Here is a 24,920-nt window from a genome sequence, read left to right on the forward strand (position 1 = left end):
TGGCACGGAGCATATCACCGCGCGTCGGCATCGCCACCGATCAGCATGAATAAACGAAACAGCACCACACTGGTAAACAGCTGCAGGAAGCTGTGCGCGCTGTCGATCAGCACGCCTAGCAACGGCGCAGGCTCGGGATAGGCCGCCACACTGGCGCCCTTGAGCAGCCACAGCGGTGTCATCACGCACAACAGGCACACCAGGATCCGCCAGAAATGCCCACGGGTCAGGCGGAAGCTTTCCTTCATTGCCTCCAGCGCCGGCATGCTGCGCAGTACCAGCAGGTACTCGGCAAACGCCAGCACCACCATCAGCCACAGGCCCGGCAGGAAATACAGCGACAGGCCAAGCAGAATCAGCAAGGTGCTCATGGCCGTCAGCAGGGCGAAGCGCGGCCACAGGGTCAGCGCCATCGCCCACACATCCTTGGTGCGCGGCGATTCGCCCCGGGTGCGGGCGTCGAGAAACAGGATCAAGGCGCCGGTGTACAGCGGGTACACCAGCAATCCCACCACCACGCTGTAGCCGGGGAAGGCATCCGGGCCCAGCGTGTGGTCGAGCACCTGTTGCAGCAGGGCCTCCAGGATGACCAGCGGCAGGCATAGCTGAACGATGGCACCCAGGTTGTTCCGGGTAAAACGGAAAGAGTCGCGCAATACGTCTAACGGATTCATCAGGTTCATCGCAGGCCTGGAAACAAGGGCGACACTTTAACCGATCAGGGTTGCAGGGACGCAAACGTAAACCTTGAGTAAAGACCATTGAAACAACTGGTAACAGCCCCATAACTAGAGTGCACCTGGCCTGATCACAGGCAGGACCACGATTTCTACCGGCAATCTAACGAGGTCGCCATGAACAGCGAAGAGCAAACCCTGATCGATGGACTGTTTTCACGGTTGCAGCAAGCCGAAACGGACTCAGCCCCCCGCGATGCGCAAGCAGAAGCGCGGATCAAGGAGCACATGACTCGCCAACCGGCCGCCGGGTACTACATGACCCAGTCGATCCTGGTGCAGGAACACGCGCTCAAGAGCCTCGACGCGCAGAACAAGCAGCAGGCGCAGCAGATCCAGCAATTGCAGGAGGAGCTAGAGCGCGCCAAGTCGTCGCAGCCAGCCCCTGCAAGCGGCGGCGGCTTCCTGTCGAGCATCTTTGGCGGCGGTTCCCGCGACCCGCAGCCAAGCCAGAGCGCCCCGGCGTCGTCGGGTGGCTGGCGTGAACCGGGCAGGCCTGCGTTTGGCCAGCCTGCGCCGCAGCAGAACTATGGCGCGCCCCAGCAGAACTACCAGCAACCGCAGCAGGCGCCTGCGGCCCCGATCGGCAGCGGCTTCCTCGGCGGCGCACTGAAAACGGCTGCAGGCGTGGCCGGTGGTGTAATGCTGGCCGAGGGCATCAGCAGCCTGTTCCACCACAACCAGCAGCCGCAGGTAGTGGAAGAAATCATCGAGCAACCGGCGCCGGCCAGCGACCAGGGCGGCTGGGGCAACGATGACCAGCGCTTTGCCGGCAATGACAGCGACAGCTGGGGCAGCAACAACTCGGACAGTTTTGCCGACAGCGACTATTCCGACGACTCTTCTTCCTTTGGCGACGACGATTCCTTCGTCTGACCTGCACTCAACCGGGGCGCTGTGTCGCCCCGGTCTGATTTTTCCCGGAAACGTTCTCGCGACTGGCATACTGGCACCCTTTCCGGGCGCTGGCGCCTGGCTGTCATGAGGAAGTGCGGTGAAGAAAATTGCAGTGTTCGCCGATGTACAAAACCTCTATTACACCGTCCGCCAGGCCTATGGTTGCCACTTCAACTACGCCGCCCTGTGGGCTGATATCAGCGCGCGCGGGCAGATCGTCGAGGCCTATGCGTATGCCATCGACCGAGGCGACAGCAAGCAGCAGCAGTTCCAGCAGATCCTGCGCAACCTGGGCTTCACGGTGAAACTCAAGCCGTATATCCAGCGCAGCGACGGCTCGGCCAAGGGCGACTGGGACGTGGGCATCACCATCGACATCATGGACGCCGCCGACCACGTCGACGAAATCGTGCTGGCCTCCGGCGACGGTGACTTCGACATGCTGCTCGACCGCATCATCCACAAGCACGGCGTCGAAGCCGTGGCGTATGGCGTGCCGGGGTTGACGGCCAACTCGTTGATACGCGCTGCCAGCCGCTACGTGCCGATCGAAGGCGCGTTGCTGCTCAAATAAGCGCTACGGCGCAATAAATAGTTAGACGGAGTTGGAACAGGTTTGGAACGTATAGCGGTCATCGACTTTGAAACCACCGGCATCACCCCGAGCAGCCACTGCCGGGCCACGGAAATCGCCGTGGTCATCCTCGAACGTGGCCAGATCGTGGACCGTTACCAGAGCCTGATGAACGCTGGCGTGCGCGTGCCCGGCTTTATCGAACAGCTCACCGGCATCAGCAACGCCATGCTGCGCAGCGCGCCGCCGGCTGAGCGGGTGATGAACGAAGTGAATGAATTCGTCGGCACCACGCCGCTGATGGCGCACAACGCTGCGTTCGACCAGAAATTCTGGGATTACGAACTGGGCCTGATCCGCCGCACCCGCCTGCAGAAATTCGCCTGCTCCCTGCTGCTGGCGCGCCGCCTGATGCCGTCGGCGCCGAACCACAAACTCGGCACGTTGAATGCCTTCGCCAAGCTGCCCCACACCGGCCAGGCTCACCGGGCGCTGGCGGATGCGGAAATGGCTGCCAACCTCACAGCGCACCTGGCCCAGGAACTGCGCCGCACCCACGGATTGCGCGAACTGTCCCACGACCTGCTGTGCACCTTGCAGAAAGTCCCGGCGGCGAAGATCAATGAGCATCTGAAGAAACATCGCGGGTTCTGATAGAACAACGCCGTTCAAATGTGGGAGGGGCGGTGTTCATCGAGGCTGCACACACTCCAGCGCCCGATCCACCACCCCCTTCGCCATCTCCACCAAATGCATCACCGCCCGCTGCTGCACATCCATCGTTTTGCCCGACGAGTGCGCAGAGCCCACCGCGCAATGCGGCAAATCCGCCGCGCAAATGAAAGAGAGTGGTCTTGCTGGCCATTGAAACAACCGCTCTTTTTGGGGGCGCTTATCTGCTTTCTGAATAGTCAGTAGGCTTAGCCTTGCTGTCCTGTCGGACCATTCTGGATTTTCCCTTCTCCCGTCTATACCCCTTCGCTGCGACCTAAGATCCCGGCTGTCATTTACGTACAGGGACTACGTCATGCAGGAAAGCGATCTTCACACAGCAATCAGGCGAAGCCAGTTTGAGCTCCAAGGCACCGGCATCGATTTCGGCTCAACTTCAAGCATGGCGTTTCATTTGGGAAACACGATGACAAGTTGCCCGGCAGTCATGGTTTTACCTCATTCGCCAGGCTGGACCCATGGCGCCAGTTACCAGTTACTCAAGCCCGTTCATGCGGACTCCTCGGTGCCGAGCACCACGTTTGACGAACTCTGGAAATGTACCCAGCAACACTACGGCTTGACGGCCGCAACGGTTCTCACTGGCGCCGCCGGCATACCTATAAACAAAATTGCCGTGGGCACTTGGGTTCATGTTGGCTCTAGCAAAACGACGAACCTGGCGAGTCTCAATGGAATGCGCTTTTTCCCTCGGACATTGATCAGGCAACCCACGGTGGCCAGAATGGCGAAAGCGACGTTTGGCACCGTCCGGGTATTTGGCATTATTGGACGGGGCATTCCTTTCGTTGCTGCGGGGTTGGCTGTCTTTGATCTAATCAGTATTGGTAAGTGCGCCTATGAGGCAAGAAATGGCAGCTAGCCCGACTAGAGCCGAGATCAGCGAAAAGGTGATTCAGCTATTCGTCGATATCATCGGTTTCATCGACCGAAGTCAGGTCACCGAGCAAACGGACTTCATCCATGACTTCAAGATTATTGATGATGATTTGACCTGCTTTGTCATGCAGATCAAGTGGCAATTCAACTTGCGAGCGACGCAGAAAGATTGGGATCACATCACCACCATCGAGCAGGTGGTCGATTTGATTGTTCAACGCTCACAGCTGTGTTGAAGCAACTGACGTCATCGCGGGCAAGCCCAGCTCCCACAGTTGACCGAATTGCCCGGACTGTATGCGGTCTAGTGTGGGAGCTGGCTTGCCTGCGATGGCGTCGGTAGGGCCTACCTGCAAGTCAGGGAATAAACGCCATCACTGATGCTGGTGATCCCGAACCGCCTTCCAGTCCTAGTACACCTATCACTAACGTGGCGCCCTTGGCCGGAAGCCGGTCGAGGTGGGTCAGGCACTCCAGCACAATCCCGTTTCTCGCCAACACGGCGTGGTTTGTCGCGAAGGCGGTGCTTTGCCCTGGATCAACCCCGTGGGTATCAATGCCAACCCCGGCAATCTGGCGCTGTTCGAGCAAAAACCGAATCGCCGCTTCACCAATCCCAGGGAAGTGTGAGCCTTGCGCGTCCTGCCCAAAAAACGCTATCGGGTCGTTCCAGAGGTGTTGCCAGCCGGTGTACATCAGCACCACCGAGCCAGGTTCGATAAGCCCGTGCTGACGTTCCCATGCTTCAATATCCAGTGGGCTGATTTCGTAGTCTGGATTGCTCTGGGTTTTACCGTGCACATCGATCACTACGGCGGGCCGCACCAAGTCTTCGGGTCGATAACCATCAATCCCCATTCCACCAGCATAAAAACTGTTCGGCGCATTCATATGCGTGGCGCTATGTTCACCCATGCTGAACCGACGAAGGAAATAGCCGTCCTTGTCCCGTGACGCGACGTCTTCAAACGCCACCGGCGGGTCCCCCGGCCACAGCGGAATATGCGGGGAGATCGGGTGACTGAGGCTGAAGACCTTGCTGGGCTTATCCACCATTTTTGCCCTCCAACTGCCCCAACGGCACCCGCCGTTCTATCGCGCTCGACAAGATGATCGAGGTCTTGCTGAACCCGAACTTCGCCACCCGGTTGATCAAATTCTCCAACTCCGGCATCGAGCCCACCGCTGCCTGCATGATCACGCACGGATCGCCCGTTACACGATGGCATTCGGTCAGTTCGGGGATTTCGGCCAGGGCATCGTAGACCTTCTGGCTGCCGTGGTTGGTCAGTCTCAGTTCCATCACGCACTGAATCGGCAGGCCGACTTTGGATAAGTCCACCTTGGCCTGATACCCGGTGATCACGCCGCTGGCCTCCAGCTTGGCCACGCGTTCGGCGACGGCGGGGGCGGAGAGGTTTACCGTGCGCGCCAGTTGCGCGTAGGAAGCGCGGCCGTCTTCGAGCAGGGCGCTGAGGAGCATGCGGTCGTATTTGTCCATGATAAGGCTCCAGGAGCGCGTGGCTTTCGAAAGTAGGAGTTATAGCCCTGATAACCATGTTTTGAAAAGTGTACTGGCGGATTAAACAGGTTTTGTAACTTATGTTTAGGCGCCTCCCTTTTTAGAATAAGCCTCTCTCATTTCTGCCATAGAGCTGCCCAATGCCAGGCCCACGTCGCTTTCCCTTACCGTTGATCGCCGCTTTTTTTGCGTTGTATGTGATTTGGGGCTCCACCTACCTGGTGATCCGCATCGGCGTGGAATTCTGGCCGCCGCTGATGCTGGGTGGGATTCGCTTCCTGGTGGCGGGGGCGGTGATGTATGGCTTCTTGCGTTGGCGCGGGGCGCCAGCGCCGACCTGGGAGCAATGGAAAGCAGCTGCCAAGATCGGCATTTTGCTGCTGACCTTCGGCAATGGCGCGGTGAGTGTGGCCGAGCACACCGGCGTCTCGTCCGGTGTGGCGGCGCTGGCGGTGGCGACCGTGCCGCTGTTCACCTTGCTGTGCGGTTATTTCTGGGGCGCGCGTAATACCCGCCTGGAATGGGCGGGCGTAATCCTGGGGATGATCGGCATCGCCATGCTCAACATGGGTAGCACATTGCAGTCGAGCCCGATGGGCGCCGCTTTATTATTGTTTGCAGCGGCGTCGTGGGCGTTTGGTTCGGTGTGGAGCCGGCGTCTGCCGTTGCCGCCGGGGGCAATGGCCAGTGCGGCGGAAATGCTGGTGGCCGGCGTGACGCTGTTGATCGCCAGTGCGCTCACCGGTGAACACCTGCAAGCCATGCCGCCGCTGGAAGGCTGGCTGGCCCTGGCGTACCTGACCGTGTTCGGCTCGATCATCGCCTTCAACGCCTATATGTACCTGCTCAAGCATGTGCGTCCGGCGGCGGCGACCAGCTATGCCTACGTTAACCCGGCGGTGGCGGTGTTGCTGGGGATCGTGTTCATCGGCGAGACCATCGGCCTGGAAGAAGCCCTGGCGATGCTGGTGATTATCAGCGCGGTGCTGTTGATCAGCCTGCCCCAGTGGCGCAAGCCCAAGCCGGAAATAAGGTAAACTGCCGCGCATTACGCCCTTGCGCTGAATTTTTCCTACGGTAAACACATGACTTTCGCCACACTTGGCCTGATCGAACCCTTGCTGCGCGCCCTTGAGACGCTTGGCTACCAGACCCCGACGCCGGTGCAGGCGCAAGCCATTCCGGCGGTGCTGGCCGGTCGCGACCTGATGGCTGCGGCCCAGACCGGCACCGGCAAGACCGCCGGTTTCGCCGTGCCGCTCCTGCAATTGCTGACTATGGAAGGGCCCAAAGTCGCCGCCAACTCGGCCCGCGCACTGATCCTGTGCCCGACCCGTGAACTGGCCGAGCAGGTTCACGCCAGCGTTGCCGAGTACGCCCAACACCTGCCGCTGACCACTTACGCGGTGTACGGCGGCGTGAGCATCAACCCGCAGATGATGAAGCTGCGCAAGGGTGTCGACATCCTGGTCGCCACACCGGGCCGGCTGATCGACCTGTTCCGCCAGAACGCGCTGAAACTCAACCAGCTGCAGACCCTGGTGCTGGATGAAGCCGATCGCATGCTCGACCTGGGCTTCTCCGAAGAACTGGCGAACATCTACCGCATGCTGCCGAAGAAGCGCCAGACACTGCTGTTCTCGGCGACCTTCTCCGATGAAATCCGCGTGCTGGCCGGGCAGATGCTCAACGACCCGCTGAGCATCGAGGTCAGCCCGCGCAACGTCGCCGCTAATACCGTGAAGCAATGGGTGGTGCCGGTCGACAAGAAGCGCAAGCCCGAGCTGTTTGTGCACCTGATGCGCAAAGGCCGCTGGAAGCAGGTGCTGGTGTTCGCCAAGACCCGCAATGGCGTGGATGCGCTGGTGGATAAGTTGCAAGGCCTGGGCATCAATGCCGACGGCATCCATGGTGATAAACCCCAAGCGACCCGCCAACGCGCGCTGGACCGTTTCAAATCCAGCGAAGTGCAGATCCTGGTGGCCACCGACGTGGCGGCCCGTGGCCTGGACATCGAAGACCTGCCGCTGGTGGTCAACTTCGACCTGCCGATCGTGGCCGAGGATTACATCCACCGCATTGGCCGTACCGGCCGTGCGGGCAACACCGGCGAGGCGATTTCGCTGGTGTGCGCTGATGAAGTGAACATGCTGTCGGCCATCGAGATGCTGACCCGTCAGACCTTGACCCGCAAGATGGAGCCGGATTTCGAACCGGAACACCGCGTGCCGGACACCGATGCCAGCGGGCAGGTAGTGAAGAAACCGAAAAAACCGAAGAAGCCCAAGACTTCCGGTGGTGGCGGCAAGCGCAACCTCGGCAAGTGGGTGGACAGTGGTGAGGTGGCGCCGGCGGAGCCGTCGATCAAGCCGGTGCGCAAGGTCCCGGTTTTTAATACCGGGCCGCGCAAGAAGAAGTAACTGACCTTTATGGTGAGTGGGCTTGCCCCGCGTTGGGCCGCGAAGCGGCCCTAAAACCTGCAAGCGCGAGTTATCTGTTAAAACCCTGCGGGTTTATTGGGGCTGCTTCGCGGCATAACGCGGGGCAAGCCCGCTCGCCACAAGCCACTCCAACATCCCGCGCCCGGCTGCTCGTCCGCTGGCAAAACACCCCGTCAGCAAATACCCGCCGGTCGGCGCTTCCCAGTCGAGCATCTCCCCTGCGCAAAACACCCCCGGCAATTGCTTGAGCATCAACCGCTCATCCAACGCCTCGAATGGCACGCCACCGGCGGTGCTGATCGCCTCATCCATCGGCCGGGTTTTCACCAGGGTCAGTGGCAGCGCCTTGATATCAACCGCCAACTGCGCCGGATCATGAAAGTGCTCCGCCGGGGTCAACTCGCGCAGCAGCGCCGCTTTCACCCCATCCAACCCCAACTGACTGTGCAAATGCTTGCTCATCGAGCGCGAGCCACGTGGCTTGGCCAGGGCGGCCTGGACCTTGTCCAGCGGCTTGCTCGGCAGCAGATCGATATGCACGGTGGCCGCGCCGTCACGGTTGATGGCTTCACGAATCGGCGCCGACAGTGCGTAGATCAGGCTGCCCTCGATGCCCGTCGCGGTGATCACGCACTCGCCCAGTCGAGGCTTGTCATCCGCCATGCCGATAGCGACGTTTTTCAGCGGCGCGCCGGCGAATTTGCTCACCATCAAATCGCTCCAGGCCGACACCTCGAAGCCGCAGTTGCTCGGTTGCAGCGGGGCGTAGGGCATGCCACGGTCTTCCAGCAACTTGAGCCATGCACCATCGGAGCCCAGGCGCGACCAACTGCCGCCGCCCAGGGCCAGTAGCACGGCATCGCTGTGGATAGTTTTTTCGCCGTCAGGGCTGTGGATAAGTAAGTCGCCCTCGGCATTCCAGCCGAGCCAGCGATGGCGGGTGTGGATAATCACGCCCTGGTCACGCAGGCGCTTGAGCCACGCACGCAGCAGCGGTGCGGCTTTCATGTCGGTAGGAAACACGCGACCGGAGGTGCCGACAAAGGTCTGGATGCCCAGGCCGTGAATCCACTCGCACAACGCCTCGGCGCCAAACGCGCGCAGTAACGGCGCCATCTGCGGCGCGCGCTCGGCGTAACGCGACAGGAACGCCGGGTACGCCTCCGAATGGGTGATGTTCATGCCGCCCACGCCCGCCAGCAGGAACTTGCGCCCCACGGAGGGCATGCCGTCATACAGATCGACCCGCACGCCTGCCTGGCTCAAAACTTCGGCGGCCATCAGCCCGGCGGGGCCGCCGCCGATAATGGCAACGTGGGAGGGAGCAGTAGCGGACATCAGCAGGCCTGGTGAAAACAAAAGGGCGCCCATTGTAAGCAATGGCGCGCAATTGTGGTGGGGAAGGATCGTTGTGATCGGCGCGCACGCTTCCTGTGGTGAACACGCTTCCTGTGGCGAGCGGGCTTGCCCCGCGTTGGGCTGCGAAGCAGCCCCAAACCCTCAACCCCCGTTCTAACTGACAGAACGCGACGCCCTCAAAAGGGGCTGCTACGCAACCCAACGCGGGGTAAGCCCGCTCACCACAAGGAAGCCGGCGTGTCTGATCAGAAAACGTACAGTTTCCTACACGCCATGCGTGGGTTAGCTTTCAGACGCTTACGCTCAACTTATCCACAGGCCGTTCCACAGGCATTGTGGGTAACGCTCACACTTCAATGACAGCCTGATGACGTCCATACCCGTTGCGCGCTGTGATGCAGGATGCCGTGACGACGCGCCAGGGCAGGGCGGTCCTTGCTGTAGCCGCCGCCGATCACGCCCATCACCGGGATGTCGCGGCCCAGGCAGTGGCGCATCACGGCTTCATCGCGGGCGGCGACGCCGGTGTCTGTCAGCTTGAGGTAACCGAGGGCGTCGTCCTTATGCACATCGACGCCGGCGTCGTACAGCACCAGGTCGGGTTGGTACAGCGGCAGCAGGTAGTTGAGGGCGTCATCGACCACCTTGAGGTAGTCGGCATCGCCCATGCCCATGGGCAGTGGGATGTCCCAATCGCTCTGGGCCTTGCGCGCCGGGAAGTTCTTTTCGCAGTGCAGCGACACGGTGATGGCATCCGGGGTGTCGTGGAGGATGCGGGCGGTGCCGTCGCCCTGATGCACGTCGCAGTCGAAGATCAGCACGCGGTTGACCCGGCCGCTTTCCAGCAGGTAATGGCTGATCACCGCCAGGTCGTTGAAGATGCAGAAGCCCGCCGGGTAATCGTAATGGGCGTGATGGGTGCCGCCCGCCAAGTGGCAGGCAAGGCCATGTTCGAGTGCCTGCTCGGCCGCGAGGATCGAGCCGCCCACCGCGCGCACGGTGCGTCGGGCCAGGGCTTCGCTCCAGGGCAGACCGAGGCGCCGCTGGTCTTCGCGCGACAACTCGCCACTCATGTAGCGTTCGATATAGCCCGGTTCATGAGCCAGGGCGAGAATATCTGCCGGACACAGCTGCGGGCGCAGCAGTTGGCTGTCCTCGGTCAGGCCGCTGGCCACCAGGTGGTCACGCAACAGACGGAACTTGTCCATCGGGAACCGGTGGTCCGCCGGGAACTCGGGGCTGTAGTCATCGTGGTAGATCAATGGCAAGGGCATGGGATTTTCTGACAGGAATCTGCGAAGGATCTTAACAGCGCTGTACACTCACGCACATGGCAAGGGAGGGGACCCATGGAGCCGATACTCGAACTGGAAAGTGCACGCCTGCTGATGCGCCCATGGCGTGACAGCGACCTGCCGGATTTTGCACGCATGTGCGCCGACTCGCAGGTGATGCGCTATTTCCCGGCCAAATTGAGCCACCTGGAAAGCGCTGCGCTGATCGGGCGGATTCGTGGCCATTTCGCCGAATACGGCTTTGGCCTGTGGGCCTTGCAGCGCAAGGACACTGGCGAATTCATTGGCCTGACCGGGTTGCAGAATGTCAGCTTCGAGGCGGGTTTCACCCCGGCGGTGGAAATCGGCTGGCGCCTGGCGCGCGAGCACTGGGGGCTGGGCTATGCCAGCGAGGCGGCGTGGACGGCATTGCGCTGTGGGTTCGACCGCTTGCAGCTGGATGAAATTGTCGCCTTCACCACGGAGGCCAATCTGCCATCACAAAAAGTCATGCAGGCCATCGGTATGCATTACGATCCGCTGGCAGATTTCGAACACCCCAAGGTCGCAGCCGATGACCCGCTGTGCCCGCATGTTTTGTACCGCATCACCCGCGCCCAATGGTTGGACACGCTGCACGGGTAGGAGCTGGCTCCTACAAGTAGAAAAGAATTGCTCTGAGGAGAGTGTGAATGAGCCAAGTATTGGAAGATCTGGTGGACTTGCTGACCCTGGAGCCGATCGAGGAAAACCTCTTTCGCGGCCGCAGCCAGGACCTGGGTTTTCGCCAACTGTTCGGCGGCCAGGTGCTCGGCCAGTCCTTGTCGGCCGCCAGCCAGACGGTCGAAGAAGCGCGGCACGTGCATTCATTGCATGGCTACTTTCTGCGCCCCGGCGATGCGAAATTGCCAGTGGTGTATTCGGTGGACCGCGTGCGTGACGGCGGCAGTTTCAGCACGCGCCGCGTGACCGCGATCCAGAAGGGCCACCCGATCTTCACCTGCACCACCTCGTTCCAGTACGACGAACAAGGCTTCGAACACCAGACCACCATGCCCGTGGTGGTCGGTCCGGAAAACCTGCCGTCGGAGCTGGAGCTGACCCAGCAGCGTGCGCACCTGATCCCCGAGCACATGCGCGACAAGCTGCTGTGCCCCAAGCCGATCGAAGTGCGCCCGGTGACCGAGAAAGACCCGTTCAACCCGCAGCCGTCCGACCCGGTCAAGTACGTGTGGTTTCGCGCCGACGGTGCCCTGGCTGACGCGCCGGCGCTGCACAAATACTTGCTGGCCTACGCCTCGGACTTCGGCCTGTTGACCACTTCGCTGCTGCCTCACGGCAAGACCGTTTGGCAGAAAGACATGCAAGTCGCCAGTCTTGACCACGCGCTGTGGTTCCACGCCGACCTGCGCGCCGATGACTGGTTGCTCTACGCCATGGACAGCCCATGGGCCGGCAACTCACGGGGGTTCTCGCGCGGCAGCGTGTACAACCGTGCCGGGCAATTGGTGGCTTCCGTGACCCAGGAAGGGTTGATTCGCCATCGCAAGGATTGGGCATGAGCCTGACGGACGTTAAGCATTGGGTATTCGACATGGACGGCACCCTCACGGTGGCCGTGCATGACTTTGCGGCCATTCGCGTGGCCCTGGAGATTCCGCCCGAGGACGACATCCTCACTCACCTGGCTGCATTGCCTGCCGACGTGGCAGCGGCCAAGCATGCGTGGTTGCTGGAGCATGAGCGCGAGCTGGCGCTGGGTTCCGTCGCAGCAGAGGGTGCGGTGGAGCTGGTGCGGGAATTGGCGGGACGCGGTTATCGCCTCGGCATCCTTACCCGCAATGCGCGGGAGTTGGCGCATATCACCCTGCAAGCGATTGGCCTGGCCGACTGCTTTGCCGTCGACGACGTGCTGGGCCGCGATGATGCACCGCCCAAGCCCGATCCAGGCGGCCTGCTGAAACTGGCCGCAGCCTGGGATGTGGTCCCGAGCGAGATGGTGATGGTCGGTGATTACCGCTTCGACCTCGACTGCGGCCGCGCAGCGGGCACGCGCACGGTGTTGGTCAACTTGCCGCAGAACCCGTGGCCGGAATTGGCAGATTGGCATGCCACAGACTGTGCAGTGCTGCGCCAAATGATCCAGCCCTGAGCCCTGTTGAAGCCAGCTTGAGCCGGGGATGGCGGCGTGTCAGTCGATCTGTTTTCAACTGGCCCACCGCTTTCGCAGGCAAGCCAGCTCCCACATTTTGACCGTGGTTGCCAGGTAGAAAATCGCTCGCCACAGATCTCACAGCCCGCCCCGCGATCCCCTGTGGGAGTTGTCGAGCCCCAGCGAGGCTGCGAAGACGGCCGCATGGGCGATAGAGGCGTTGGCTGACCCACCGCTTTCGCAGGCAAGCCAGCTCCCACATTTTGACCGTGGTTGTCAGGTAGAAAATCGCTCGCCACAGATCTCACAGCCCGCCCCGCGATCCCCTGTGGGAGTTGTCGAGCCTTAGCGAGGCTGCGAAGGCGGCCGCATGGGCGATAGAGGGGTTGGCTGGCCCACCGCTTTCGCAGGCAAGCCAGCTCCCACATTTTGACCGTGGTTGTCAGGTAGAAAATCGCTCGCCACAGATCTCACAGCCCACCCCGCGATCCTCTGTGGGAGTTGTCGAGCCTTAGCGAGGCTGCGAAGGCGGCCGCATGGGCGATAGATGCGTTGGCTGGTCCACCGCTTTCGCAAGCAAGCCAGCTCCCACATTTTGACCGTGGTTGTCAGGTAGAAAATCGCTCGCCACAGATCTCATAGCCCACCCCGCGATCCCCTGTGGGAGTTGTCGAGCCCAGCGAGGCTGCGAAAGCGGCCGCATGGGCGATAGAGGGGTTGGCTGGCCCACCGTTTTCGCAGGCAAGCCAGCTCCCACATTTTGACCGTGGTTGTCAGGTAGAAAATCGCTCGCCACAGATCTCACAGCCCACCCCCGCGATCCCCTGTGGGAGTTGTCGAGCCTTAGCGAGGCTGCGAAAGCGGCCGCATGGGCGATAGAGGCGTTGGCTGACCCACCACCATCGCCGGCAAGCCGGTTCCTGCAGGGATGTGGGGTTATTGGAAGAGTACTTTCTGGCCTTCAGGCGAGGTAAACATGCCGTCGCCGTTATGCCCAACGCCCGGCACTTCCACCAGTTTCTGGCTCAACTGCGGGTGCCGCTGCTTGAGGTAGTCAAAATAGTTGTGCCCGCGAATCAGGCGATACGCGCCTTGGGTCTCGGCGGCGCAGCTTTTATCCAGCGCCGGGTGGTTCGGGTCGGTGTCCTGCTGGCCCAGCAGGTAGGTGATGTTGCGTGACACGTAGGCCTGCTCAAGCTGCTCGGCGCTCTGGCCCTTGGCGTAATCCGGCAGGCTTTGCATGCCGTATTTCCAGTCGTTGAAGCCTGGGCAACTGGCGGTGTCGAACTTCACCGGACGCTGTGGCGTGAAGTACGCGTAGGACGAGGGGTTGGCGACCACGTAACGCAGGCTGATGCCTTCGGTCTGCAGCATCGGGTGGTCGTGGCCGGTCAGGGCAAACCGTTGGACCACCTGGCCACCGCCGGAATGGCCGGCGACGACGATCTCTTTCAGCGCCGGGAACAGCTTGCGATTGCCCAGGTGCTTGATGATCTGGTCCAGGGCACCGTAGGAACTGACCTGGCCTGGGCCGACGGAGGACTCGCCGGCCATCCAGTCGTTGCCGTTCCAGCGCAGCACCTGGTTGTCCAGGTGGTTGCGCTTGATGTCGGACTCATTCAGAAACTGTGGCGCAATCACCAGCGTGTTGGTCGCCTGGCCCGCGTGCTCGGCGGCGTCTTCACCGCTTTGCAGGTAGGTCTGCGCATTGCGCAGGCGGCCGTGCACGATGATCAGCGCGCGGGTGACCTGGGGCAGTGGCTGGCGCCAGTCCTGGCTCAAGCCCAGGCTGAGGTCGCCGGCATCCAGGTGAAAACGATCGGGACTGACCACCTTGACCCCATGTTCTTTCTCGGCGGCCCAGGTGGATGAGGAACAGGTAATCAACAAGCCCAGCAGCAATCCCAATCGTTTATTCATCTAAAGACTCTTGGCGGTAAAAGTGTCGCATTGAGTGATCTGGCCCTGGGCAAAGCCGGTCTTGAACCAGCGAACCCGCTGTGCCGAGGTCCCGTGGGTAAACGAGTCCGGCACGACGCGCCCTTGACCCTGTTGCTGCAAACGGTCATCGCCGATGGCGTTGGCCGCATTCAGTGCTTCTTCAATATCGCCAGGCTCCAGCCAGTTCAGGCGCTTTTGCGCGCGGTTGGCCCAGACCCCGGCGAAACAGTCGGCCTGCAGTTCCTGGCGCACCAGCAGGCCGCCATCGCCTTGCAGCTGCCGGCCCTGCTGGCGCGCGGCCTGGATCTTGGCCGAGATGCCGAGCAGCGTCTGCACGTGGTGCCCGACTTCGTGGGCGATCACGTAGGCCTGGGCGAAATCACCGGCGGCCTTGAAGCGTTGCGACATTTCCCGGAAGAAATCCAGGTCCAGGTACACCTGTTGGTCGGCCGGGCAATAGAACGGGCCGCTGGCCGAGGTGGCGCCACCACAGGCCGAATTGACCCGACCACGGAACAGAATCAGTTTCGGATTCTTATAGGCCAGGCCATTTTCCTGAAAGACCTGGGCCCAGGTGTCTTCGGTATCACCCAGCACCGCGCGCACAAAGTCCGCTTGCTCGTCGTTGGCCGGCGGTGCCTGGCGTGGCTGCGTGCTCACCGAGGGCGCCTGTTCCATCTGGCCGGTCAACTGGCCGAGGATCTGCAGCGGGTCCTGGCCGGTCAACCAACCGATGCCGACGATCAGCACAATTGCCGTCAGGCTCAGGCCCTTGCCGCCACCAAACCGCATGCCGCCACCGCCGCCGCCACTGTCATCGCGGGCATCCACCACGTTGTCGCTGCGTCGGCCTTTTTTCCATAGCATGGGGCAATCCTCTCGATGAACTCTGAAACAGTGTTGTTGGTGCGTGGGAATGGCGCCAGCCCGGCTGTCCGACAGGTTCGAGAGCTGCGTAGTATCGCTGCTCTCAGCCCATGCTGGCAGGGGCGCCAGATGAAAGTTGTGTCAGGTTGGACGGCTCAATCGCGGCAGTAGCCTTCACCGCTATCAACCACCAGGCAGTCCTTTTTCTCCGCCAGCCATTTCAGCCCGGTGGCCTCGCCGTTGCCAGCGCGCAGCAGTTGCGGCCCGTCGGGGCGCGTGAAGGCGATGCCGTCTTCGGCGGCTTCACCTTTGAAGGTGCCGGAGTCGTCGGCGTCGAGGCCGTATTGCATGGTGAGGATGTAGTGACCACGGCCGACGCTGTCGTCCTTGGCGATGGTCAGGTTCAGGCCTTCGACGCCGATCCACTTGCCGACCCACTTATCGGTGGGCGGGGTTTCGGGCACCAGCGTGGCTTGCACAGACGGTGGCGCAGGCTTGGGTGCCTCCTTGGACTCCTGGTTGCAGGCGGTCAGCAGGGCGAGGGCAGAAAGAATAAAGAGGGTTTTTTTCATAGCAGCAGGGCCTTGGTTAAAAAGTGTGCAACGCTGGGGCTGAGGTGCAGCGTTGGACTCGAATCCCGTGATTTAGTGCGCTGTTCGCACGGTGTTTGGTTATGCTCTGGGGGCAGACGCATGCCCGGCTGCTAGATTACCGGGTTGAGTGCCACCGCGTTCAGCTCGCCACGCAAGAGAATTCAATGACTGTCAGCACCCCCCTTTCCGGCGTCAACCATCCTTTCAAAGGCATCCTGTTGATTGTGCTGGCGACGTTCCTGTTTTCCAGCCACGACGCGTTGTCCAAATACCTGGCCGGGTTTTATCCGATCGTGATGGTGGTGTGGGCGCGGTACCTGGTGCATACCGTGTTGATGGCCGGGATTTTCCTGCCGCAATCCGGCTTGCGCGTGCTGCGCAGCAAGCGGCCGGGGATGCAGGTGGTGCGGGCGTTGTGCCTGTTGGGCACGAGTTTGTTCTTCACTGCAGCGCTGCATTACATCCCGCTGGCGGAAGCCACGGCGGTGAACTTCCTCGCGCCGATCCTGGTGACCGCACTCTCGGTGCCGCTGCTCGGCGAGCACGTGACCCGAGGCCAGTGGCTGGCGGTGATCTGCGGGTTTGTCGGGGTACTGATCATCATCCATCCCGGCGGCGAGCTGTTCACCCCGGCGGTGCTGCTGCCGCTGTGTTCGGCGCTGTTCTTCTGCTTTTACCAATTGCTCACGCGCATCCTCAGCCAATACGACACGCCCACCACCAGCAACTTCTTTGCCGGGCTGTGCAATACCCTGGTGATGAGTGCGCTGGTGCCGTTCTTCTGGCAGGTTCCGACGCTGTGGCATGGTGCGTTGATGCTGGCGCTGGGCACCTGCGGGATGACCGCCCACTTGATGCTGACCCAGGCGTTCCGCTTTGCGGCGCCGGCCTTGCTGGCGCCGTTCGGCTATTGCCAGATCGTCTTTGCGGGGTTGTTGGGCTGGCTGGTGTTCAGCCATACCCCCGATGTGACCACGGTGGTCGGCATCGGGGTGATCTGCATGAGCGGCTTGGCCGCTGCCTGGCAGCAGCGGCGCAGGTGATCAGACGTCTACGGTGGGAATCTTGCGCGGCGCCATGAAGTACATCCAGGTCAGCGCAATGAAGTACATCGCCGGGATGAGGGTGAACAACACCGTGTAGTTGTTGTTGGTCACCGTGAGGATATGCCCGACGATCTGGGTCATGAACATGCCGCCGATGGCCGCGCACATCCCGCCAAAGCCGAACACCGTGCTCATCATGTGCTTGGGCGTGTAGTCCATCACCAGGCTCCAGATATTCGCGGTCCAGGCCTGATGCGCGCCGATGGCCAGGGAGATGGCAAACACCGCGACCCACAGCTGGCTGGAGCCGGCCGCCATGATCACGCCGACGATGCAGCAGGCAAACAGCAGCATCGACAGCAACCGCGCCTTGATCGAGTTCATCCCACGGCCGATCAGGAACGACGAGAGAATCCCCCCACCCACACTGCCGAAGTCGGCGGTCAGATAGATGATGATCAGCGGGATGCCCATCTGCGTCACGTTGATGCTCAGGTTGTATTGCTGGTTCAGGAACGGCGGCAGCCAATACAGGTAGAACCAGAACACCGGCGCGGTCATCGAGTAGGCGAGGGCGAAGGCCCAGGTGCCGCGCATGCGCAGGATGCGGCTGAACGGCACGCGCGGTTGTTCCGGTTCGACTTCCTGTTGCACGTAGTCCAGTTCGGACTGTTTAACCGTCGGATGGTCTTCCGGGTTGTAGTACTTCAAGCCCCAGAACAGCAGCCAGATCCCGCCGAGCGCCGACATGCACAGGAACGCCGCCTGCCAGCCCCACACGTGCAGGATCAACGGCAGCAACATCGGCGTCATCATCGCGCCGACGTTGGTGCCGGCGTTGAAGATGCCGGTGGCCACCGCGCGCTCGCCGGCCGGGAACCACAGGCGGGTGGTCTTGACGCATGCCGGGTAGTTGGCGGCTTCGGTCAGCCCGAGGATAAAGCGGCAGACCATAAAGCCGACGGCCGAGGTCGCCAGGCCGTGGGCGCCGGTGGCCAGGCTCCACAGCAGCACCGCGCAGAAGAACACGCGCTTCACGCCGACGCGGTCGATCAAGCGCCCTTGCAGCACAAAGCCGATGGCGTAGCCGACCTGGAACCAGAAGTTGATATTGGCGTAGTCCATCGCCGTCCAGCTCATCTCCTTGGCGAGGATTGGCTGCATCACGCCCAGGGCGGCGCGATCAATGTAATTGAGGGTGGTGGCGAAGAACACCAGGGCCAGCATGCCCCAGCGAGTTTTACCCACGGCCAGGGCGCCGCGAATCTTGTCGCCGATGCCGGCGTGCGGGTTGCCCGGGCGCGCGGCCAGGACGGAGTTTTGCGAAGGCATGAGGTCGTACCCGTTTTTTGAAATTTTTATGGTGTGTTCTGGGTCTTGATACGGAATCGATGGTGCGCAGCGGTTAAAAAATCGTCAATTCGTCAACAGCCATTGTGTTCGATAATCGCACTGAAAACTAACCGGTTCGTACATTTCAATTGCTGTGAACAGTTTAGCGGCGAATAATTTGCCGTAAATAAGACGAGCCTCAAATGCCGGGAGTCGCCCCATGCAACGCTCTATTGCCACCGTTTCCTTGAGCGGAACCCTGCCGGAAAAACTCGAAGCCATCGCGGCTGCCGGGTTTGATGGCGTAGAAATCTTCGAAAACGATCTGCTGTATTACGACGGCAGTCCTCGGGAAGTTAGGCAAATGTGTGCCGACCTGGGCATTGCCATCACCCTGTTCCAGCCCTTTCGCGACTTTGAAGGCTGCCGCCGCGACCGCCTGGCGCGCAACCTGGAGCGCGCCGAGCGCAAATTCGACTTGATGCAGGAACTGGGCACCGACCTGGTGCTGGTGTGCAGCAACGCCTCGGCCGATTGCGTCGGCGATGAACGCATCCTGCTGGATGACTTGAGCCTGCTGGCCGAACACGCTGGCCGGCGTGGCTTGCGCATCGGCTATGAAGCGCTGGCCTGGGGCAAGCACGTGAACACCTGGCAGCAGGTGTGGAACCTGGTCCGCCAGATTGATCACCCCAGCCTCGGCGTATTGCTCGACAGCTTTCACACCTTGTCGCTGAAGGGCGACCCGAGTGGCATCGCCGAGATTCCCGGCGACAAGATTTTCTTTGTGCAGATGGCCGACGCGCCGATCCTGGCCATGGACGTGCTGGAGTGGAGCCGGCATTTCCGCTGCTTCCCCGGCCAAGGCGAATTCGACCTGGCGGGGTTTCTCGCACCGATCATAAAAAGCGGCTACACCGGGCCGTTGTCCCTGGAGATTTTCAACGACGGCTTCCGCGCCGCGCCCACTCGCGCGAATGCGGCAGATGGCTTGCGGTCGCTGCTGTACCTGGAGGAGAAGACCCGCCAGCGCCTGGCGCAGGAGCAACCTGCGGTGCCGGTGGAGATCCTTTTCGAAACCCCGGCGGCCAGCGAATACGACGGCATCGAGTTCCTCGAGTTTGCGGTGGATGAAAGCCTCGGCGCCAAGCTGACTCACTGGCTGGAGCGCCTGGGGTTCGTCAAGGCCGGCCAGCACCGGTCCAAGAGTGTCAGCCTGTTGCGCCAGGGCGATATCAACCTGATCCTCAACTGCGAGCCGTATTCCTTCGCGCATAACTTTTTCGAAGCCCATGGACCGTCGTTGTGTGCCACGGCGATTCGGGTCAAGGACAGCGCCAAGGCCCTGCAGCGGGCAGTGGCCTACAAGGGCCAGCCCTATCGCGGCCTCGTGGGCCCGAACGAGCTGGAACTGGCCGCCGTGCGCGCGCCGGATGGCAGCCTGATTTACCTGGTGGACCCGAGCGAGGGCGGTCTCTACGACACCGACTTCAATCTGCAACCGGCCACTGCCGCCAGCGGTGGCTTGCTGCGCATCGACCATATGGCCATGGCGCTGCCGGCCGACAGCCTCGACAGTTGGGTGCTGTTCTACAAGAGCCTGCTGGATTTCGAAGCCGATGACGAAGTGGTGCTGCCCGACCCGTATGGCCTGGTGAAAAGTCGCGCACTGCGCAGCCGCTGCAGCTCGATTCGCCTGCCGCTGAATATCTCCGAGAACCGCAACACCGCAATTTCCCACGCCCTGTCGAGCTATCGCGGCTCGGGCGTGCACCACATTGCCTTCGACTGTGCGGACATTTTCGCCGAGGTACGCCGCGCGAAAGAGGCCGGGGTGCCGCTGTTGGATATTCCGCTGAACTATTACGACGACCTCGCCGCGCGTTTCGATTTTGACGACGAGTTTCTCAGCGAACTGGCGTATTACAACGTGCTGTACGACCGCGACGCGCAGGGCGGTGAGTTGTTTCACGTGTACACCGAACCGTTTGAGGGGCGGTTTTTCTTCGAGATCATCCAGCGCAAGAACGGCTATGCCGGCTATGGCGCGGCCAACGTGGCGGTGCGCCTGGCGGCGATGGCCAAATCGCGCAGCGGTGCAGTGCGTCAGGCACGCTTATGACGGCGGGCCAGGTGCTTCCTTCGGGGAGCGCCGCGGCCCATAATCACTGCCTGCATAACAATGGCCGTGAGCGCACCATGACCTCGAGTCCCGAACTCCCCGCGGTGTCAGACGCACCGCGCAAGAGTCGCAAGAACAATCCGGAAAAGACCCGCGAAAACATTCTCCAGGAAGCCATCGTCGAGTTTGTCCAGCAGGGCCTGTCCGGCGCTCGCGTGGATGCGATCGCCGAGCGCATCCACACCTCCAAACGCATGATCTATTACTACTTCGGCAGCAAGGAGCAGTTGTACGTCGAGGTGCTGGAGAAGCTCTACGGCGATATCCGCAACACCGAAACGCGGATGAACCTCACCGCGCTGGAACCGCGTGAAGCAATCCGCCGACTGGTGGAGTTCACCTTTGATCACCACGACCAGAACGTGGATTTCGTGCGCATCGTCAGCATCGAAAACATCAACAACGCTGAATACGTGAAGCGCTCCGATTCGATCAAGGCGATGAATAGCAACATCCTCGAAGGGCTGGGCGCCACCTTGCAGCGCGGGGCTGAGTTGGGCGTGTTCCGCCAAGGGCTGAACCCGCTGGACGTGCATTTGTTGATCAACTCATTCAGCTTTTACCGCGTGTCCAACCGCCATACATTCAGTGAGATTTTTCAGATCGAACTGTCGGATGAGGCGATCAAACAGCGGCATCGCGAGATGATTTGCGATTCGGTGATGCGGTACTTGCAGGCCTGAGTACGCGCGATATTCGGGAAGGAATGCAGTCCCTGTGGGGCTTGCTCGCGAAAGCGGTGGGTCAGTCGCTGCAAGGGGTGGCTGATCTGGCGCCTTCGCGAGCAAGCCCGCTCCCACATTTGGGATGTATTTCAAGGTTGGAACCGAGTTGTACCGCCCGCTCAAATGCCGCAGCACCCCGAATCCCCAGCCCGAACAGCGATCAAAACTGTGGGAGCGGGCTTGCTCGCGAAAGCGGTGGGTCAGTCGCTGAAGAGGGTGGCTGGTCTAGCGCATTCGCGAGCAAGCCCGCTCCCACATTTGGGGTGTATTTCAAGGTTGGAACCGGGTGTGTACCGCCCGCTTAAATGCCGGTGCAGCACCCCGAATCCCAAGCCCGAACAGCGATCAAAACTGTGGGAGCGGGCTTGCTCGCGAAAGCGGTGGGTCAGTCGCTGCAGGGGGGGACTGATCTGGCGCCTTCGCGGGCAAGCCCGCTCCCACATTTGGGGTGTATTTCAAGGTTAGAGATGGGTTGTGCCTTAAGCTCAAATGCCGGTGCAGCACCCCAAATCCCCAGCCCGAACAGCGATCAAAACTGTGGGAGCGGGCTTGAACTGGTCAAGTAATCTTGGACACCGATTAAGGTTTCACGCCACCAGCTTCTCCCTGGCGACTGGTGACCGATAGTCGTTGTAGCTATGCGGCCTGGTGATGTTGTAGCGCGATACATAGCGCTGCACATCCGCTCGGGCCTCATGTTCCGACCCGTAGCCTGCTTCTGGCACCCACTCTGATTTCAAACTTCCAAAGAAACGCTCCATCGGAGCGTTGTCCCAGCATTCGCCTTTACGGCTCATGCTTTGTCGGAGTCCATGTTCCAGCAGTTCATTTCTGAATTTATGGCTGGTGTACTGGCAACCTTGGTCGGAGTGAAACAGTACGTCTTTTGGGCGACCGCGCAGTTCAATCGCCATGCGCAGGGCTTCGCAGGTCAGCGTGGCATCAGAGATCATCGAAAACGACCAGCCCACAATCCGGCGAGCGAACAAGTCCAGAACCGCCGCAAAATACAGCCAACGCTTGCCGACTTTGATGTACGTCACGTCCCCACACCACACCTGATTGACCGTCGCAACATCAAACTTGCGTTTGAGCACATGCGGTGCCACCAAAGCCTCCACGCCAGGTGACTTGTACTTATGGCGCCGGCGTTGACGGCTGACAATGCCTGCTTCTCGCATCAAGCTGCGAGCCATGAACCGCCCGACATCATGCCCGCCGGCTTGCAGCTGTTTAGCCAAGGTACGAGCGCCCGCAGACTCTCTCGACGCCCTGTGGTGCTTGACCAGCATAGCCTTGAGTTTCTCTCGCTTAGGGCTCACCTTGCCTTGGCGCTGACGCCATGCGTAAAAGCTACTGCGGTTTATTCCGAACACACGACAGCAATCGTTAACGCCGTACTGCTCGCCCAGCTCACAGATCAACGAGAGTGATCTTTGGCGTCCAAAAGCAGGAGAGCACTGGCCTTTTTTAGGATTTCGATATCCCGGTCTCTTTGCCTGAGCAAGGCTTTAAGTTCCTGGATCTCTCGCTGATCCGCGGTGATCGCCTTGGCTCCCACCGGAGTCGAGCCCAAGCGTTCCTTGCGAACTTGATCGACCCAGCGGCGCAAGGCCGTAGGGCCAATATCCAAGCTGGCACAGACCTCGGGAACCGACTGCCCCTCGTCCAGCACCATGCTGGCAGCCTTGAGTTTGAACTCACATGAATAAGATTTACGCATATCCAAACACCTCAGATTTGGACGCCATCATAGCGCCCGATTGAGGTGTCCAAAATCATTAGGCCAGTTCAGCTTGCTCGCGAAAGCGGTGGGTCAGTCGCAGCAGGAGGTGACTGATCTGGCGCCTTCGCGGGCAAGCCCGCTCCCACATTTGGGATGTATTTCAAGGTTGGAATCGGGTTGTGCCGCCTGCTCAAATGCCGCAGCACCCCGAATCCCCAGCCCGAACAGCGATCAAAACTGTGGGAGCGGGCTTGCTCGCGAAAGCGGTGGGTCAGTCGCTGCAGGGGGGGACTGATCTGGCGCCTTCGCGGGCAAGCCCGCTCCCACCTTTGGGATGTATTTCAAGGTTGGAGCCGAGTTGTACCTCCCGCTCAGATGCCGCAGCACCCCGAATCCCAAGCCCGAACAGCGATCAAAACTGTGGGAGCGGGCTTGCCCGCGATGGCGGTGCGTCGGGTAGACAGCTATCGGCTGGCAAACCGCAATCCCCGGCAAGCCGGCTCCTACAGTTGGTCGTGTTTCGACAGTCAGCTATTCATGCGCTGAAAGTGCGCCAGCATGCGCTGCGCATTCGGCACCTTGCCGCTGAACAATTCAAACGCCTTGACCGCTTGAAACACCGCCATGTTGCCGCCATCCAGGGTGCGGCAACCCAAGGCGCGGGCGTCGCGCAGCAGCTCGGTTTCCAGGGGGAAATACACAATTTCTGCCACCCACAGTTGCGCTCGCAACAGCGCAGCGGGCACCGGTGTGCCCGGTAGCTTGGCCATGCCCATGGGTGTGGTGTTGACCAGGCCATCTGCTTCGGCCATGGCGTTTTCCAGGTCATGGCCGACTTGGGCGCGACCGGCGCCGAAGCGCTGCGTGAGGTTATCCACAAGGTCGCGGGCGCGGCTGGCGTCCACATCGAACACACTCAATTGCTCCACGCCTTCGGCCAGCAGTGCGTGGGCCACTGCCGCGCCCGCGCCGCCGGCGCCCATTTGCACTACGCGCTGGCGGGCAACATCACTCAGGTTTCGCCGAAACCCTTCGGCAAAGCCCAGGCAGTCGGTGTTGTGGCCGATGCGTTTGCCGTCCTTGAACACCACCGTATTGACCGCCCCAATGCTGCGGGCCTCGTCGGATAATTCATCGAGCAAGGGCAGGATCGCCTGCTTGCACGGGTAGGTAATGTTCAGGCCGGTGAAGTGCATCAGCTCGGCGGCATCGAGCAAGTCGGGGAGGGCGTTGAGGTCCAGCTTCAGCGGTTCCAGGTCGATCAGCCGATACAGGTAGCGCAAGCCTTGGGCGTCACCTTCGTGCTCATGCAGGGCCGGCGTACGGGAAGCCTGGATGCCGGCGCCGATCAGGCCGGCGAGAATGCGCGGTTTCATTGCGTCGATCCCTTCAGCAACTGGCTGAAATGCTCCAGGGCCAAGTGGTAGCCATGGCTGCCGAACCCGGCAAGCACGGCCTTGGCGATAGGCGACACAAACGAGTGATGCCGAAACGCCTCGCGTGCATGCACGTTGGATAAATGCACTTCGATCACCGGTACTTCACTGGCCACCAGCGCGTCGCGAATCGCCACTGACGTGTGGGTCCAGGCTGCCGGGTTGATCACGATCCCGGCGCAGCGGGCGCGGGCGCCGTGGATCCAGTCCAGCAGCTCGCCTTCGTGGTTGGTCTGGCGAAATTCGATTTTCAGCCCCAGTTGCTCAGCGCTGCGGCCGCACAGGGCGGCGACATCGGCGAGGGTTTCATGGCCGTAGGTGGTCGGCTCGCGGGTGCCGAGCAGGTTGAGGTTGGGGCCGTTGAGCACCAGCACGATGGGCGGCATAAGGGCTGTCTCCACACTTATTGTTAGTTGTGCGGATAAAATGTACTGGATGGTTAATTTGGTCAATTGATGGCAGCGGATGTGTTCGATTACCGAACCGTTAATCAGACCTTGAGGCG

The 24,920-nt window shown here is 61.2% G+C and carries 26 protein-coding genes and 1 pseudogene; 13 read left to right on the forward strand and 14 right to left on the reverse strand.

Annotated elements, in window-relative coordinates; all coding sequences use genetic code 11:
• Nucleotides 1–14: 14 nt before the first annotated feature.
• Nucleotides 15–674 carry a YciC family protein gene (locus C9990_RS03700; protein WP_065910342.1) on the reverse strand — a complete coding sequence of 220 codons (660 nt, stop codon included), beginning with the start codon at nucleotides 672–674 and terminating at the stop codon, nucleotides 15–17.
• A gap of 180 nt (nucleotides 675–854) precedes the next feature.
• Here C9990_RS03700 and C9990_RS03705 point away from each other — a divergent pair, with 180 nt between their 5' ends.
• The 3 genes from C9990_RS03705 to C9990_RS03715 all read left to right on the forward strand — a co-directional run bounded on the left by C9990_RS03705 (nucleotide 855) and on the right by C9990_RS03715 (nucleotide 2,862).
• A complete protein-coding gene (locus C9990_RS03705) occupies nucleotides 855–1,613 on the forward strand; it encodes a DUF2076 domain-containing protein (RefSeq protein WP_106802552.1) in 759 nt (252 codons plus the stop codon).
• A 118-nt stretch (nucleotides 1,614–1,731) separates the two neighbouring features.
• Nucleotides 1,732–2,208, forward strand: coding sequence for an NYN domain-containing protein (locus C9990_RS03710; RefSeq protein WP_034117765.1), 477 nt, complete (start codon nucleotides 1,732–1,734; stop codon nucleotides 2,206–2,208).
• 42 nt (nucleotides 2,209–2,250) lie between these two features.
• Entirely contained in the window at nucleotides 2,251–2,862 is a 612-nt protein-coding gene (locus tag C9990_RS03715) for a PolC-type DNA polymerase III (protein WP_065910125.1), read from the forward strand.
• Between the two features lie 36 nt (nucleotides 2,863–2,898).
• Here the strand turns inward: C9990_RS03715 and C9990_RS32650 are convergent.
• Nucleotides 2,899–3,042, reverse strand: a pseudogene (locus C9990_RS32650) (DUF3077 domain-containing protein); the annotation flags it as partial.
• Between the two features lie 193 nt (nucleotides 3,043–3,235).
• On the opposite strand from C9990_RS32650, the gene C9990_RS03725 reads away from it, so the two are divergent.
• Complete coding sequence (locus tag C9990_RS03725) at nucleotides 3,236–3,802, forward strand: hypothetical protein (protein ID WP_106802553.1); 567 nt, start codon at nucleotides 3,236–3,238, stop codon at nucleotides 3,800–3,802.
• On the forward strand, nucleotides 3,792–4,055 hold the full coding sequence (locus C9990_RS03730) for an acyl carrier protein (protein ID WP_106802554.1): 264 nt from the start codon (nucleotides 3,792–3,794) through the stop codon (nucleotides 4,053–4,055). Before C9990_RS03725 ends, C9990_RS03730 begins: the two co-directional genes overlap by 11 nt.
• A 121-nt stretch (nucleotides 4,056–4,176) precedes the next feature.
• Here C9990_RS03730 and C9990_RS03735 read toward each other — a convergent pair whose 3' ends face one another.
• Nucleotides 4,177–4,875 (reverse strand): cyclase family protein, encoded by a 699-nt coding sequence (locus C9990_RS03735; RefSeq protein ID WP_106802555.1) that lies wholly within the window; start codon nucleotides 4,873–4,875, stop codon nucleotides 4,177–4,179.
• The gene (locus tag C9990_RS03740) at nucleotides 4,865–5,320 is read right to left on the reverse strand and encodes an Lrp/AsnC family transcriptional regulator (RefSeq protein ID WP_065910132.1); all 456 of its coding nucleotides are present in this window, start codon (nucleotides 5,318–5,320) and stop codon (nucleotides 4,865–4,867) included. The genes C9990_RS03735 and C9990_RS03740 overlap by 11 nt, the downstream gene beginning before the upstream one ends.
• 161 nt (nucleotides 5,321–5,481) lie before the next feature.
• Between C9990_RS03740 and yedA the strand changes: the two genes are divergently transcribed.
• Entirely contained in the window at nucleotides 5,482–6,378 is an 897-nt protein-coding gene (gene yedA / locus C9990_RS03745) for a drug/metabolite exporter YedA (RefSeq protein WP_106802556.1), read from the forward strand.
• A 48-nt stretch (nucleotides 6,379–6,426) separates the two neighbouring features.
• The gene (locus C9990_RS03750; protein WP_106802557.1) at nucleotides 6,427–7,761 is read left to right on the forward strand and encodes a DEAD/DEAH box helicase; all 1,335 of its coding nucleotides are present in this window, start codon (nucleotides 6,427–6,429) and stop codon (nucleotides 7,759–7,761) included.
• Between the two features lie 93 nt (nucleotides 7,762–7,854).
• Here C9990_RS03750 and C9990_RS03755 read toward each other — a convergent pair whose 3' ends face one another.
• Nucleotides 7,855–9,120 (reverse strand): TIGR03862 family flavoprotein, encoded by a 1,266-nt coding sequence (locus C9990_RS03755; RefSeq protein ID WP_106805602.1) that lies wholly within the window; start codon nucleotides 9,118–9,120, stop codon nucleotides 7,855–7,857.
• Nucleotides 9,121–9,494: 374 nt separating this feature from the next.
• Entirely contained in the window at nucleotides 9,495–10,415 is a 921-nt protein-coding gene (locus tag C9990_RS03760; RefSeq protein ID WP_106802558.1) for a histone deacetylase, read from the reverse strand.
• 75 nt (nucleotides 10,416–10,490) lie between these two features.
• Here C9990_RS03760 and C9990_RS03765 point away from each other — a divergent pair, with 75 nt between their 5' ends.
• From C9990_RS03765 to C9990_RS03775, 3 genes are read left to right on the forward strand one after another with little or no spacing between them, the layout of a single operon-like run.
• Nucleotides 10,491–11,060, forward strand: coding sequence for a GNAT family N-acetyltransferase (locus C9990_RS03765; protein ID WP_106802559.1), 570 nt, complete (start codon nucleotides 10,491–10,493; stop codon nucleotides 11,058–11,060).
• A gap of 47 nt (nucleotides 11,061–11,107) precedes the next feature.
• Complete coding sequence (gene tesB, locus C9990_RS03770) at nucleotides 11,108–11,977, forward strand: acyl-CoA thioesterase II (protein ID WP_065910141.1); 870 nt, start codon at nucleotides 11,108–11,110, stop codon at nucleotides 11,975–11,977.
• Nucleotides 11,974–12,567: an HAD family hydrolase gene (locus C9990_RS03775; RefSeq protein WP_065910143.1), complete on the forward strand. Its 594-nt coding sequence runs from the start codon at nucleotides 11,974–11,976 to the stop codon at nucleotides 12,565–12,567. Before tesB ends, C9990_RS03775 begins: the two co-directional genes overlap by 4 nt.
• Before the next feature lie 936 nt (nucleotides 12,568–13,503).
• Here C9990_RS03775 and C9990_RS03780 read toward each other — a convergent pair.
• The 3 genes from C9990_RS03780 to C9990_RS03790 all read right to left on the reverse strand — a co-directional run bounded on the left by C9990_RS03780 (nucleotide 13,504) and on the right by C9990_RS03790 (nucleotide 15,947).
• Nucleotides 13,504–14,487 (reverse strand): alpha/beta hydrolase, encoded by a 984-nt coding sequence (locus C9990_RS03780; protein WP_106802560.1) that lies wholly within the window; start codon nucleotides 14,485–14,487, stop codon nucleotides 13,504–13,506.
• Nucleotides 14,488–15,375 carry a neutral zinc metallopeptidase gene (locus C9990_RS03785; RefSeq protein WP_065910147.1) on the reverse strand — a complete coding sequence of 296 codons (888 nt, stop codon included), beginning with the start codon at nucleotides 15,373–15,375 and terminating at the stop codon, nucleotides 14,488–14,490.
• Between the two features lie 155 nt (nucleotides 15,376–15,530).
• Entirely contained in the window at nucleotides 15,531–15,947 is a 417-nt protein-coding gene (locus tag C9990_RS03790) for a membrane lipoprotein lipid attachment site-containing protein (protein WP_065910149.1), read from the reverse strand.
• 185 nt (nucleotides 15,948–16,132) lie between these two features.
• On the opposite strand from C9990_RS03790, the gene C9990_RS03795 reads away from it, so the two are divergent.
• On the forward strand, nucleotides 16,133–17,011 hold the full coding sequence (locus C9990_RS03795; protein ID WP_065910150.1) for a DMT family transporter: 879 nt from the start codon (nucleotides 16,133–16,135) through the stop codon (nucleotides 17,009–17,011).
• Here C9990_RS03795 and C9990_RS03800 read toward each other — a convergent pair whose 3' ends face one another.
• Complete coding sequence (locus C9990_RS03800) at nucleotides 17,012–18,346, reverse strand: MFS transporter (RefSeq protein ID WP_106802561.1); 1,335 nt, start codon at nucleotides 18,344–18,346, stop codon at nucleotides 17,012–17,014.
• A 220-nt stretch (nucleotides 18,347–18,566) separates the two neighbouring features.
• On the opposite strand from C9990_RS03800, the gene quiC reads away from it, so the two are divergent.
• Complete coding sequence (quiC, locus tag C9990_RS03805; protein WP_106802562.1) at nucleotides 18,567–20,468, forward strand: 3-dehydroshikimate dehydratase QuiC; 1,902 nt, start codon at nucleotides 18,567–18,569, stop codon at nucleotides 20,466–20,468.
• 77 nt (nucleotides 20,469–20,545) lie between these two features.
• Complete coding sequence (locus tag C9990_RS03810) at nucleotides 20,546–21,211, forward strand: TetR/AcrR family transcriptional regulator (protein ID WP_065910346.1); 666 nt, start codon at nucleotides 20,546–20,548, stop codon at nucleotides 21,209–21,211.
• A gap of 629 nt (nucleotides 21,212–21,840) precedes the next feature.
• Here C9990_RS03810 and C9990_RS03825 read toward each other — a convergent pair.
• The 4 genes from C9990_RS03825 to aroQ form a co-directional block, all read right to left on the reverse strand.
• Nucleotides 21,841–22,677, reverse strand: a complete 837-nt coding sequence (locus C9990_RS03825; protein WP_065899479.1) for an IS3 family transposase — start codon at nucleotides 22,675–22,677, stop codon at nucleotides 21,841–21,843.
• Entirely contained in the window at nucleotides 22,674–22,976 is a 303-nt protein-coding gene (locus tag C9990_RS32655; RefSeq protein ID WP_065899480.1) for an IS3 family transposase, read from the reverse strand. Before C9990_RS32655 ends, C9990_RS03825 begins: the two co-directional genes overlap by 4 nt.
• 530 nt (nucleotides 22,977–23,506) lie before the next feature.
• Nucleotides 23,507–24,355, reverse strand: a complete 849-nt coding sequence (locus tag C9990_RS03830) for a shikimate dehydrogenase (RefSeq protein WP_106802565.1) — start codon at nucleotides 24,353–24,355, stop codon at nucleotides 23,507–23,509.
• Nucleotides 24,352–24,801, reverse strand: a complete 450-nt coding sequence (aroQ, locus tag C9990_RS03835) for a type II 3-dehydroquinate dehydratase (protein ID WP_065910157.1) — start codon at nucleotides 24,799–24,801, stop codon at nucleotides 24,352–24,354. Before aroQ ends, C9990_RS03830 begins: the two co-directional genes overlap by 4 nt.
• Nucleotides 24,802–24,920: the final 119 nt, after the last annotated feature.

It is taken from the genome of Pseudomonas sp. S5D5, assembly GCF_003013355.1.
Lineage (GTDB): Bacteria > Pseudomonadota > Gammaproteobacteria > Pseudomonadales > Pseudomonadaceae > Aquipseudomonas > Aquipseudomonas aylmerensis.